This window comes from Occultella aeris (assembly GCF_902703175.1).
Classification (GTDB): Bacteria; Actinomycetota; Actinomycetes; order Actinomycetales; family Beutenbergiaceae; genus Occultella; species Occultella aeris.
In genome coordinates, this window is the sequence record NZ_CACRYJ010000008.1 from 1 (window position 1) to 12,507 (window position 12,507).

The following is a 12,507-nucleotide window of genomic DNA, read 5'->3' on the forward strand; positions in this document are numbered from 1 at the left end:
GCCCCGGGACCGCGGCGCCCCCCACCCCCCCCCCCCAACCCACTTGCGCCCCCCCCGCCCCGGGACCCGCCCCCCCCCCTCCCGGGGGGCGGGCGCGCTGTTGCACCGGGCCACCCGCGCGTCCTCGCCCCGGGCCGGGGTGGCCGAAAGTGCTAGGCGGGTCGTGGGTGGGGGCCGCAGCTGTCCCGGAGCAGGACCTCGACCGGCAGGACCCGGGTGGTCGGCTCAGTCATCGGCTCGTTCAGTCGGTGCAGCACCTGCGCCACCGCGAGCCGTCCGAGCTCGACCATCGGCTGCCGGACCGTGGTCAGCCGCGGGCTGGACACGTTGCTCGCCTCGATCCCGTCGAACCCCGTGACGGCCAGATCCTGCGGTACCCGGACACCGGCCGCCGTGAGCTCGTCGAGGACGCCGAGCGCGCTCTGGTCGTTCGCGCAGACGAGTCCGTCCAGGTCGTCGAGCAGCCCCTCGGCGAGCAGTCGCCGGCCGGTCTCGCGGCCACCGGCCCGGGTGAAGTCGCAGCGCGCGACCGGGCGTTCCGGAACGCCTAGCCCGGCGAGCAGCATGGCCTCGGTGAAGCCCTCGAACCGGGTCTGGGCATCGGGTGAGTCCTCGGGCCCGCCGACGAACTCCAGCCGGGTGAGCCGATGATCGTCGATCAGGTGGTCGGTGAGCGCGACCATGCCGCCGTGGTTGTTCGCGGTGACGTGGTCGTAGACGTCGCCCTCGCGCGGCCCGGCGACCACGACGACCGGCAGCCGGCGGGCGATGTGCGCGAGCTGGTCGGCATCGATCGCCCGGGCCAGGGTGACGAGGCCGTCCACCCGTCCGGCCAGCCCTTCCACGACGTTGTGCGCGGCGGCACCTCGCGGGACCGCGATCATCACCGCGAACCCGTGCCGCCACGCTTCGATCTCGGTGCCGCGGACAACCTCGGCGATGTAGAGGTCACTGCCGGTATCCACGTGGGTGTCAGCGTCCACCCGCACCCGGACCGGCGGTCCGCTCTCGAGTCGGCGAGCGTCTACCCGGGCGACGTCGTCGAAGCTGGGGAAGCACACGCCGATGGTGCCGGTGCGGCGTGCGGCCAGGCCGCGTGCGCTGCCCGAGGGCACGTAGCCGAGCTCCAGGACCACCTCCCGGACGCGTTCGCGGGTGGTCTCCCGGACGGCGGCGGGGTTGCGGAAGTAGCGCGAGACGGTCGCGATGGACACGCCCGCCATCTCGGCGACGTCGTAGACCGTCGGGGTCTTCTCCACCATCGGGCACCATCACCCCCTCAGCCAGGACACGGGCACCGCGGCCATTTGACGATAGCGCGGTGCCCGGTCCCTGCGTGCCCGACGGCACTCGGCTCAGGAGTGATCAGCCAGCTTGGAGGTGTTCTGCGCGGTCTTGATCGTCGCGACCGCGAACTCCAGACCCACCCGCACCAGGAGCAGCGTGATGAACCCGGGGATCCAGCCGAACAGCAGCGTGAGGACGCCGAGGACCACCCCGGCGCCGCCGTCGTCGTCGTAGAAGCCGCCGTAGGGGTCGAAGTTGAAGGCCGACACCACGGCGCCGAGCCAGCCGAGCGCGATGACGACGATCGCGAGGATGAACAGGACCTTCGCGAAGCGCAGCGTGATGTAGTGGGAGAAGCTCAGGTCGAACAGTGACGCGAAGAATCCGGGAGTGCGCTGCGGCGGTGCGCCCCACTGGGCCGCGGCCACGGCCGGGGTCTGGCCGTACGCCTGTCCTTGGCCGTAGGCCTGGCCCGGGCCCTGGTACTGGCCGTAGGCACCCGTCTGCCCAGTCGGGGCTCCCTGAGGTGAGAACTGCTGACCGCTCTGCCCCGGCTGGGCGGGCGGCTGCTGGGCAGGCGGCTGCTGGGCAGGCTGACCATACGACTGCTGGCTTGGATCACGGTGCTGGGGCGGCGAGCCGGCCGGCGACTGCTGTCCGGCCTGACCCGGTTGTTCGTCCGGCTGCTCGCCGGGCTGCTCGAATCCGTTCGGTGGCTGCTGCGACATCTCAGATCCCCTTCGGCTCGCCCCGACCCTTGGCGGATCGGAGGCATCACGCTCACGCTAGCGACGTGCTCGCCCGCCCGCCGCTCGAGGGGAGAATCCCATCCCAACCTACGCGGGGCGAAACCGGACGCTCCGTCCGAAACCGAACGCCGTGAGGTTCCGGTCTGGGATGGGATGTCAGTGTCGGGCACGAGGCCCGCTCTCGCTCAGCGGCGCGGCGGCTGCCAGACCACGAGCGCACCCGCGGACGAGCGCACGCGGCGCAACCGGGTGCCCAGCGGCACCGCGACGACGTCGCCGCCGGGGCTGGCATGGAACACCCGCCGGCCACCGCCAAGGAGCTGGTTCAGACGGCCCACCTCGCCCTCGAGCCGCTCGTTCTCCGCGGCGAGCTCGAGGATCCGCTTGATGCCGGCGAGGTTGATGCCCTCCTCCTGGGAGAGCCGCTGCACCTCGCGCAGCACGTCGACGTCGCGCTGGGAGTACCGGCGGCCCCGCCCGCTCGTGCGGCGCGGGACCACCAGGCCCAGCCGGTCGTACTGACGCAACGTCTGCGGGTGCATCCCGGCGGCCTCGGCCGCGATCGAGATCGCCAGTACCGGTGCGTCATACGTCGCGGCCATGACCGATCAGCTCCTGGCTGCTGCGGCGAGCCCGGCCCTCGGGTCGGTACCGTCGCTGGCCGCCTCGAACTGTTCGAGGGCGGCCCGAGCGTCCTTGTTGAGGTTGCGCGGGACGGCGACCTCGAGGGTGACGATCAGGTCACCGGTGCCATTCTTCGTGGCCACCCCCTTGCCCTTGGCGCGCAGCCGCGCGCCGGACTGGGTGCCTGCCGGGACCTTCAGCTTCACGGAGGACCCGTCCAGCGTGGGCACTGTGATGGTGGCTCCGTTGACGGCCTCCGGGAACGTGATCGGCACCGTGATGGTCAGGTTGCGCCCGTTGATGCCGAACACCGGGTGCGGCTCGACGCGCACGGTCACCACCAGGTCGCCGGGGCTGCCGCCGTTGATGGAGGCCTGCCCCTTGCCGGCCAGACGGATCTTCTGGCCGTCGGTGACACCCGCTGGGATCCGCACGTTCATCGACCTGCCGCCGTCGATGGTCAGGGACACCGTGGCGCCCTGCACCGCCGTGCGGAACGGCAGCGAGGCGGACGTGGTGATGTCCCCACCCTTCTGCGGGGCTCGGAATCCTGCGCCCGCGCCGCCCGGCATGCCGCCGCCGAACAGGCCACCGAGGATGTCCTCGAAGCCCCCGCCGGGCATGCCGCCACCGTCGGTCGAGTACCTCACCCGGGTGCCGCCACCAGGAGCTCCCTGGTTGAACATGCCCCCGAAGAGATCCTCGAAGCCGCCGGTGTTCGCGCCTCCGGCGCCGGAGGCGAACCGCGGTCCGCCTCCGGCCATGGCCCGCAGCGCGTCGTACTGCTTGCGCTGCTCAGCGTCGGAGAGCACACCGTAGGCCTCGCCGATCTCCTTGAACTTCGCCTCGGCCTTGGTGTCACCTGGGTTCTGGTCCGGGTGCCAGGTGCGGGCGAGCTTGCGGTAGGCCTTCTTGACCTCGGCGGCGTCGGCATCCTTGGACACGCCGAGCATCTTGTAGAAGTCCTTCTCGAGCCAGTCCTGTCCGGTCATGCCTCACCTCCTCGATCGTGTGCTGTCATTCTGGGCCGGTGACCCCAACCCGCGCGGGGCGGATGATGACGTCACCGGCACGGTAGCCCGGCTGGAGCACGGTGGTGATGGTGTCCACCGTGACGTCCGGGCTCTGGTTGTGCATGAGGGCCTCGTGCACGTTGGGGTCGAACGCCTCCCCCTCCGCGCCGAACCGTTCCATCCCGAATCGGGTGGTCAGCGTCGTCTCGAGCTTGTCCGCGATGGACGCGAACGGGCCTTCGAGCGCCTGGTGCTGACGGGCCGCGGCGATGTCGTCGAGCACCGGGATCAGTGCCTCGATGACGGAGTGCGTGCCGCGGGTCTTCTCGGCCTCGGCCTCGGCGCGGGACCGCTTGACGAAGTTGTTGAACCTCTGGTCCAGGTTGTACAGGTCCGCCTTGCCGCGGGCCACCTGGTCGGCGAGGTCCAACGCCTCGGCCTTCGCCTTGGCGAGCTCGTCGTCGTCGCCCGACGGCGCGGCGTCGCCCTCGGCGACCGGCTCGGCAGGCGCGGTGTCCGCCTGGGCGGCACCGCCGTCGGGCTCGACGGCGGCGCCTGCATCGCTACGGACCTCACCCGTGTTCGGGTCGAGTCGCCGCTTGTCGCGGATGACCGGTTCGGACTCGTTCTCGGGCGTCACTTGTTCTCTTCCTCGTCCACGATCTCGGCGTCGACGATGTCGTCCTCGTCGGCGGCCGGGGCCGTCTCCTCGGCGGCCGGCGCACCCTCGCCCGGGGCGGGGGCAGCGTCGGGCTGGGCGTAGAGCGCCTCGCCGATCTTCTGGCTCACGGCGGCGAGCTCGGTCTGGGCCGTCTTGACGGCCTCGATGTCCTCACCCGCGAGCGCCGTCTTGAGCTTGTCGACGGCGGCGCGCACCTCGGTGGCGACGTCCTCCGGCAGCTTCTCGGCGTTGTCGGTGAGGAGCTTCTCGGTCGAGTAGGCGAGCTGTTCCGCGGTGTTGCGGGTCTCGGCCTCCTCGCGACGGGCAGCGTCCTCGGCGGCGTGCGCCTCGGCCTCCTTGATCATCCGGTCGATCTCCTCCTTGGGGAGGGCGGAGCCACCGGTGATCGTCATCGACTGCTCCGCGTTCGTGCCGCGATCCTTGGCGGACACGTGCACGATGCCGTTCGCGTCGATGTCGAAGGTGACCTCGATCTGCGGGACGCCACGGGGAGCCGGGGCGATCCCGGTCAACTCGAAGGTGCCCAGCGGCTTGTTGTCCTTGACGAAGTCACGCTCGCCCTGGAAAACCTGGATGAGCACGCTCGGCTGGTTGTCCTCGGCGGTGGAGAACACCGCGGAGCCCTTGGTCGGGATGGCCGTGTTGCGCTCGATCATGTTGGTCATCACGCCGCCCTTGGTCTCGATGCCGAGGGACAGCGGGGTGACGTCGATGAGCAGCACATCGGTGCGCTCACCCTGGAGCACGCCGGCCTGCAGCGCGGCACCGACGGCGACGACCTCGTCCGGGTTGACGCCCTTGTTGGGCTCCTTGCCACCGGTCAGCTCCTTGACCACCTCGGTCACGGCGGGCATCCGGGTGGAACCGCCGACCAGCACCACGTGGTCGATCTCGGACAGGCTGATGCCGGCGTCCTTGATGACGTTGTGGAACGGCTCCTTGGTGCGGTCGAGCAGGTCCGAGGTCATCTGCTGGAACTGGGCCCGGGTGAGCTTCTCGTCCAGGTGGATCGGCCCGTTCTCGGACATCGACAGGTACTGCAGCGAGATGTTCGTGCTGGTGGCCGAGGAGAGTTCCTTCTTGGCCTGCTCGGCGGCCTCACGAAGGCGCTGGACGGCGATCTTGTCCTTGGCCAGGTCCACGCCGGAGCTGTTCTTGACCTGCGTCACCAGCCAGTCGACGATCCGCTGGTCCCAGTCGTCGCCACCGAGGCGGTTGTCACCGTTGGTGGCGCGCACCTGGATGGTGGAGAAGCCGTCGTCGTCCTTGCCCACCTCGAGCAGGGACACGTCGAACGTGCCGCCACCGAGGTCGAAGACCAGGATGAGCTCGTCCTCCTTGCCCTTCTCCAGCCCGTAGGCCAGGGCGGCCGCGGTGGGCTCGTTGATGATGCGCTGCACGTTCAGCCCGGCGATCTGCCCGGCGTCCTTGGTGGCCTGGCGCTCGGCGTCGTTGAAGTACGCCGGCACGGTGATCACCGCGTCGGTGACGGGCTCACCGAGGTAGGCCTCGGCGTCCTTCTTCAGCTTGCCGAGCACCCGCGCGGAGATCTCCTGCGCGGTGTACTTCTTGTCGTCGATGGAGACGGACCAGTCCGTGCCCATGTGCCGCTTCACCGACGCGACCGTACGGTCCACGTTGGTGACGGCCTGGCGCTTGGCCACCTCGCCGACGAGTACCTCGCCGGTCTTGCTGAATGCCACCACGGACGGCGTGGTGCGCGCGCCCTCGGCGTTGGCGATGACGGTGGGCTCGCCACCCTCCAGAACGGCGACCACGGAGTTGGTGGTGCCCAGGTCGATTCCGACCGATCGTGCCATGTTCGTGTGCTCCTTCCGGGCCGCCCCGGTGGGTACGACCACATCTGCTTGAGTCTTCCGCACTCAAGTTTCCTCGCCGGCCCGAGGTTGTCAAACCAGCGTGGCAAGACTTGAGTCTGTATGGCTCAACTATGAGTATCGTCGGAGTATTCCCGTCCGGATCTGGGACACTCCGCCCGACCCCGCGCCGCCGCCCCCGCGAGCTGGCAGGAGTCTCATCGGTCTGACAGCGGCTCCGCATCGGTCAGTGGAGCTTGACATCCGTCTCACCGGCGATCAGCCGCGACGAGGCAGGGATCAGGACGCCGCCCGTCCCTCAACCGGATCCTCAAGCCGGGAGGGAGCCGCGGACGTTCCGCCCACGGCTGCCGCCGGAGATGGCTACGGGGAGAGTCGGTTGAGGTCGCGTGGGAAGAGCGTGACCTCGCGAATGTTGGCCGCTTCCACGAGTCTGGCAGTCCAGCGCTCCAAGCCGATTGCGAAGCCGCCGTGCGGTGGCATGCCATGGGCGAAGGTCTGGAGATAGGCGGCGTACGCCGTCGGGGACTCTCCGCGGGCCTCGATCGCGGCCACGTAGTCGCTGTACTTGTGCAGGCGTTGCCCGCCGGTCACGAGCTCGACGCCGCGGAAGAGCAGATCGAAGCTGTTGCTCCACGTCGGGTCGTCGGGTTGCGGATGCGTGTAGAAAGGCCGCTTGCGCATGGGGTAGCCCTCGACGGCGAGGATGTCGCTTTCCAGGTGCTGCTTTGCCCACGCGCCGAGGACGCGCTCGTGCTCGGGCGCGAGGTCGGGTTCGTCGGCAGGCGCGCCGACCTTCGCGAGAGCGTCCCGAAAGTGGATGACGGGAATCTCTGCCGGTATCGAGGGGAGCTCCACATTGAACCGCTCCATCGCCGGACCGGCGTACTCCTCGATTCCAGCGACCATGCCGACGAGGACGTCACGCAGCACGGCTAGTACATCGCGGTGGTCGCGGACGAATCCGAGTTCGACGTCGAGGGAGACGTACTCGGCCAGGTGCCGCACCGTGTCGTGGGGCTCTGCGCGGAAGACGGGTCCGACCTCGTAGACACGCTCGAAGATCCCGACCAGTTGCTGCTTGAAGAACTGGGGGCTCTGCGCGAGGTAGGCCGAGCGGCCGAAGTAGTCGACCGGGAACACGTTCGCGCCCGACTCGGTCGCCGATTCGACCAGCTTCGGAGTATGGACCTCGATGAAGCCGGCCGCGTCGAGGGTGCGACGGAACCCGCGCAGACTCGCGGCCGCGAGCTCCCACTTTGCTCGTTGGGTTGGGTGGCGCCACGTCACCGGTGCGTGGTCCAACAGGGTCGGCAGGCCGATGTTGAGCGCCGGGCGCCAAAGCTCGACCGGCGGTGTCTGTGCCGGTTCGGTGAGCAGCGTGATCGTCGGTGTGGTGATCTCGACGCCGCCCGGCGCCTGTCCGTTGGCCGTGACGACGCCAGTGACCTGCACGGTCGTCTCCTCCGGTGGGAGGCCGCCGTCTGGCACCTCTGTGCGTTGAAGCACGACCTGAGCCAGTCCGGAGCGGTCCCGCAGGATCAGGAAACTCACCGCGGCCAACTCGCGCCGTCGGTGGACGTGGCCCATCAGGGTCACGGTGCGGCCCGAATCAACCTCGTTGAGCTCGGCGGCAAGGGTGCGGACGGGTTGGCGTGGTCTCATCGTTCCTCCAGGTGGCCGAAAACCCTGGAGGTGTGGGCGGGGGTCAAGTCGCGGTGCCACCACACCTTCGCCGACGTGCCGTCGACCTCTCGTCGATACGCCGTACGCGCGAGCCCCGTTCGCCGCTCCCGAAGGACTGGGCCGAGGGTCGTCACCCCTCACGGCTGCCACAACGAGGCTAGCACTGCGGGTGTTCGCGCCGGAGGGCAAGCGACGACTCTGGTCGCCTGATGCCAGCATCAGATACTGCGACCGGCTGTTGAGCGGGCAATGCAGCGGGGTGAGGTCACGCCAACGGAGATCGGCGAGGGCTCCCGGTGCGATGCCCACCGACGTTCGCGGGTCAGCGCAACTACCCGGGCACGCGGTTTCGCTGGACGGTGGTGCGGGGACTCGGAGGCGCCCGAAGCCAGCCGACGCCCAGCGGCCAGAGGTCCGATCGCAAGGACATCGGTGCTGAAGTGAAGCCTCGGGATCGTCCACACCGGTGGTCCGAGGAGGGTCGACGGGCCGTCACCTTCGGCAGCGACGCTCACACGCCGGAGGCGGTCGCCGCCGTCACCGGGCCGCATCCGTGACCGGTGCGTTCTATCGGTGCACGCGACTCAAGTCCGCGGAGGTCAGCAGCCGCGAGTGCCGTCGACCCTCGAGGACCCGGACAAGTCGGTGAGACGAATCCGCCCCACCAAGGTCGCTCAACCGCAGGTCAGAAGGCACGACCCACGACAACTCCGACGAGAAACCACACCGTCGCAGCCGCAGCCAACGTTGCCGGTGCCCGATCCCAGGCAAGATAGGGCTGCTGCTCGTGACCCAAGGGGATGGGGAATGTCGATGTCCGCCGCCGCCATCGTCGTCATCGGCATCACGGTAGTCATGAACACCGCGGTTGTGATCGGGGACATCATCCGGGCCGAGTTCGTGATCGCGAACTCCAGGGAAGTCGGAGTGCCCGACGGTTGGCTTCCGGTCCTCGCTGTTCTCAAAGGAGCCGGCGCCGCCGGCCTTGTCGTCGGCGTTGCTGGACTTCCGCTGATCGGGATATTGGCCGCCTCCGGGCTCACCCTGTTCTACCTCAGCGCGCTCATCGCACATGTTCGTGCTCGCGTCTTCCGCAGCATCGCGTTCCCGGCACTCTTCTTCGCGTTCGCGCTCGGGTCACTCGCGTTCCTCTTGGCGGCCTGATCTGTGCGTTGACGGGTACTCGCTCTCACCCGCACGGGGGAGCCCTCTCACACTGCCGGGTGAGGCGGCCTCCCGACCAGCGGTAGCAGCCTTATTCAGATGAGCGTCAAGCGACAGGCGTCGGTGGTCGGCGATGGGGCGGTGTCCCCGATCTGGGTGCGCGCCCGGCGCATCGCGGGTTTCGGGGCCGCGGGCTCGATGTCCTTGTACCTGGCAGTCAAGGTCGCGTGGGTGGTCGGCGCGTCCCTCGGCGCGGTGCCCGGGGAGTTCGACACCAACCCGCGCGAGTGGATCGCCCTCAACGTGATCACCGTCGGGATGGCCGCGTTCGGCGTCGCCCTCGGGCTCGCTTTTGCGCAGCCGTGGGGGAAACGTCTCCCGGGCCCGTTGGTGATCGGATTCAGCTGGGTGGCGAGCGGATTCCTTGTGTCGCTGCTGCCTTACTCGCTGCTGTCGGCTCTGCTGGGCGCCACCGGGGCGGAATCGGGCGGTGAGAGCGATCCGTTTCCGAGGTGGGAGTCGGCGCTCATCATGATCGGCTTCACGGGCATGGCGGTCGGGCTGCTCGTCGCAGTCCCGGTCTACCTGCGCGAACGCTGGCCCCGCGCATTCACGGGCCGGTCGGGCGGTGGCGAGGTCGCTTCAGCGAGGTCGCTGGCGTTCACGGTGGCAGCGACCGCCATCCCGACGTCGCTCTGGATCTATTGGGCGGCGGGCGGAACGCGCGGCCTCAACCCCGACGCGCTCGGCCTGTGGAACCTCGACTCGCGGCTCCTGGTCGGGACGAGCGCGGCCTGGGCCGTGGTCGGCGCCTGGAGCGTCTGGGCACTTTCGGGCCGTGGCCGCGCGGGTCTGCCCATGTGGCTGCCGATGACCGCAGGCTTCGTGGCGTCGGGCTCGCTCCTCGCCTGGAACGCATGGCGGGTGCTCTGGCTGCTGATCCCCATCACCGAGGTCGAGCCGCTGAAGTCGCCGGTCGTGGCCGCGATCGAGCACTCCACGGCGATGGTGGCCGGCCTGGCGATCATGGCGTACCTGTTGCGGGCGTATCGGAGCCGTGTGCTCGGACGACGCTGATCCGGGCGTGTGATTCCACGCCCACCGTGATACGCGGTCCCGCCCGTTTCCGAGCGATGATGGGAACCATGGACCACGGTGACCGGAGCACGCAGGTGAAGGCCGTCTCCGTCGCCCGGCACCACATCTTCGATCTCAAGTATCGCCTAGGCGACCTGAGGCACAGCGCGATCCGCGAGGCTATGGTCGTCCGGGTGCGCCCCTCGGCGTTGCTGGTCCTCGCGCCCCACAGTGTCACCCATCATCGAGGGGGTCGCGAGAAGGCCGCCGAGTTCTGGACCGGCGCCGTCGCCGAAAGCGTCGCAGAGGCGTTCGGTGGATCATTGATCAGCGCAATCGGCTCCCGGGAGGAAGCCGAGACAGCAGCCAGCGACGACGCCTTCAACGAACTCGCCAGGCACGTCGTCGCGGCGACCGGAGCCCGTTGGGTCGTCGACATCCACGGCTTGGCAGCGAGGCATCAGGTCGACATCAACATTGGCACTGCGGGCTGTCGGGGCGACAACAACGTCACACGCTCGGTCCAGTCGCTGGAACGAACCTTCGATGTGTCGGTCGACACGCCCTTCGACGGTTCGTCGGGACTGTCCCGGTCCCTGGCCGACAGCACTGGAGTTCGTGGGGTCCAACTCGAGTTGGGCACCAGGCTGCGGCGGGACGCCGTCACCTCAGCAGACCTGAACGCGCTGGTCGATGGCCTGGCTCTGCTCGTGGCCGACGGCCGCTCAGCAGATTCGGCGCTCGCCATGCCTCCAAGAGGTTGGTAACCGGGCACAACTAGGGTCGGGGCGTTGGCCTAGCGCGTGCGGCGTAGATAGAGATCCCGAAGTACTGCGATCTCAGCTCCGTGGTGGATCTGTTCGTCGAGCAGGATCCGCACCACCTCGCCGGCAGTCATTGGCTCCCCCAGATGACTTGGCCGTACCTCGCCCAGATCGTCGTCGTGCGCGGCGTCGAGCCACGCCACCACCGGTTCCCGGCTGGCTCGCCAGTCCGCCAGTGCCTCGACGGCCGTCCCGTGAACGGGCAGGTCGGGGAAGTTTCGGACCCCGGCTCCGAACGCATGCTCGGTGTAGATCCAGTTGTCAGCGGTGATGTGGACCAGCCGCCACCCGATCGTGGTCACCGGATGAGGTCGTGGCGGGTTGAACTCGTACGGGTAGGTCCACCCGCCCGGGTGCTGGGGGTCGGCGATCAGGTTCCACGAGTCGGCCACGGGCTCCCACAGCAGCTCGGCATCGGACAGGCCTAGACAGCGCTGCTCCAACCGGGCAGCGGAGACTTCCCACGCCCGCCGCAGCAGTGACACGCCTACCTGCCCTCGAGGCTCCACCCGGCCATCGTCTCGATGTGTGACCGCCGAAGCAACCGTCACTGCTGAGCATCTGGATGGCGGCCATATCTTCTCGCCAATCGTCAGGATCGCGCCTAGCCTCCGAGTGCTCAGCCGATCCGCTGCCGCAGACCAGGGAGTTGCCCGAATGACCCTGCTCGAGTCCTACACGAGTGGCCAGACGACGCAGGTCCAGCGCGCGCTCTCCGCGTGGTTCCCCGCAGGGACGCATCCCGGAGGCTTCGGCTGGGAATCGGCCACCGATCAGTTGCCGTCCAGTATCTGCGTGGCTCGCAACGATCAGGGACTGGTCGTGGGCTGGGCCGGGATGGCCGACGGTGAGGGTCGCATCGAATGCGGACCCGACGACGCGAGCAGCGCCGCGGTGCTGGCGGACTGGTTGGTCGAGAATGCGAGCGGCACCACGGCGAATGTTCCGGTCTACCACGCACGCCCACTGGTCCGTGCTGCGCTCACGGCGCGCGGCTTCAGGGACGACGCGGACGCCGGTGTCGTCGCAGGGTTGGTCCACCCCGCAGGAGACGTGGAGTTCGACCTGCCGGACGGCTACCGGATCCGAGCGATTGATCCTGACGAGGACACTGCCCGGGTGCAGGTGCATCGGCGAGCATGGAAGCCCTTGCGAATGCCTTATCCAAAGGACATCCTCGGCCGGATCGACCCAACGGATGAGAGCCGCTTCACAGCGCAGGCGCTCTGGGTCATGAAGCGAACCTGGTTGTACGACCGGGAACTCGACCTCGTCATCGAAGCGCCTGATCGTTCCCTGGCCGGGTGCTGCACGGTCTGGTTCGATCCCGAGACCGGTTGGGCGGAGATCGAGCCGCTGGGAATCGTCCCGGAACACCGCCGGCTCGGACTCGCCACGGCCCTGGCGCTCGAGGCGTGCCGCCTGGTCGGCGCCCGCGGCGGCCACACCGTCTTCATCAACAGCGCGCCGCTGCCGCACTACCCGGCACCGTGGGAGACGTACCTGCGAGCCGGCTTCACCCCACTGGATCGCGGAACTCACATGACCATCGGAACGGACTGA

General features: G+C 69.0%; 12 protein-coding genes. 4 read left to right on the forward strand and 8 right to left on the reverse strand.

Features of this window, described 5'->3' with window-relative positions:
- Positions 1-152: 152 nt before the first annotated feature.
- The 7 genes from HALOF300_RS02655 to aspS all read right to left on the reverse strand — a co-directional run bounded on the left by HALOF300_RS02655 (position 153) and on the right by aspS (position 7,858).
- Positions 153-1,262: a LacI family DNA-binding transcriptional regulator gene (locus HALOF300_RS02655; protein ID WP_156739110.1), complete on the reverse strand. Its 1,110-nt coding sequence runs from the start codon at positions 1,260-1,262 to the stop codon at positions 153-155.
- Between the two features lie 93 nt (positions 1,263-1,355).
- Entirely contained in the window at positions 1,356-2,015 is a 660-nt protein-coding gene (locus HALOF300_RS02660) for a DUF4282 domain-containing protein (protein ID WP_156739111.1), read from the reverse strand.
- 206 nt (positions 2,016-2,221) lie between these two features.
- Positions 2,222-2,638: a heat shock protein transcriptional repressor HspR gene (locus tag HALOF300_RS02665; protein ID WP_156739112.1), complete on the reverse strand. Its 417-nt coding sequence runs from the start codon at positions 2,636-2,638 to the stop codon at positions 2,222-2,224.
- Between the two features lie 6 nt (positions 2,639-2,644).
- On the reverse strand, positions 2,645-3,652 hold the full coding sequence (locus HALOF300_RS02670) for a DnaJ C-terminal domain-containing protein (protein ID WP_156739113.1): 1,008 nt from the start codon (positions 3,650-3,652) through the stop codon (positions 2,645-2,647).
- Between the two features lie 25 nt (positions 3,653-3,677).
- Entirely contained in the window at positions 3,678-4,313 is a 636-nt protein-coding gene (locus HALOF300_RS02675; protein WP_156739114.1) for a nucleotide exchange factor GrpE, read from the reverse strand.
- Positions 4,310-6,175, reverse strand: a complete 1,866-nt coding sequence (gene dnaK, locus HALOF300_RS02680; RefSeq protein WP_156739115.1) for a molecular chaperone DnaK — start codon at positions 6,173-6,175, stop codon at positions 4,310-4,312. Before dnaK ends, HALOF300_RS02675 begins: the two co-directional genes overlap by 4 nt.
- 381 nt (positions 6,176-6,556) lie before the next feature.
- Positions 6,557-7,858: an aspartate--tRNA(Asn) ligase gene (gene aspS / locus HALOF300_RS02685; protein WP_156739116.1), complete on the reverse strand. Its 1,302-nt coding sequence runs from the start codon at positions 7,856-7,858 to the stop codon at positions 6,557-6,559.
- 828 nt (positions 7,859-8,686) lie between these two features.
- Here aspS and HALOF300_RS02690 point away from each other — a divergent pair.
- The 3 genes from HALOF300_RS02690 to HALOF300_RS02700 all read left to right on the forward strand — a co-directional run bounded on the left by HALOF300_RS02690 (position 8,687) and on the right by HALOF300_RS02700 (position 10,887).
- Entirely contained in the window at positions 8,687-9,043 is a 357-nt protein-coding gene (locus HALOF300_RS02690; protein ID WP_197522252.1) for a DoxX family protein, read from the forward strand.
- A 99-nt stretch (positions 9,044-9,142) separates the two neighbouring features.
- The gene (locus HALOF300_RS02695) at positions 9,143-10,120 is read left to right on the forward strand and encodes a hypothetical protein (RefSeq protein ID WP_156739117.1); all 978 of its coding nucleotides are present in this window, start codon (positions 9,143-9,145) and stop codon (positions 10,118-10,120) included.
- Positions 10,121-10,188: 68 nt separating this feature from the next.
- Positions 10,189-10,887 (forward strand): hypothetical protein, encoded by a 699-nt coding sequence (locus HALOF300_RS02700; RefSeq protein WP_231954979.1) that lies wholly within the window; start codon positions 10,189-10,191, stop codon positions 10,885-10,887.
- Between the two features lie 29 nt (positions 10,888-10,916).
- Here HALOF300_RS02700 and HALOF300_RS02705 read toward each other — a convergent pair whose 3' ends face one another.
- Positions 10,917-11,429: a DinB family protein gene (locus HALOF300_RS02705; RefSeq protein ID WP_197522253.1), complete on the reverse strand. Its 513-nt coding sequence runs from the start codon at positions 11,427-11,429 to the stop codon at positions 10,917-10,919.
- Between the two features lie 43 nt (positions 11,430-11,472).
- On the opposite strand from HALOF300_RS02705, the gene HALOF300_RS02710 reads away from it, so the two are divergent.
- Positions 11,473-12,507, forward strand: coding sequence for a GNAT family N-acetyltransferase (locus HALOF300_RS02710; RefSeq protein WP_197522254.1), 1,035 nt, complete (start codon positions 11,473-11,475; stop codon positions 12,505-12,507).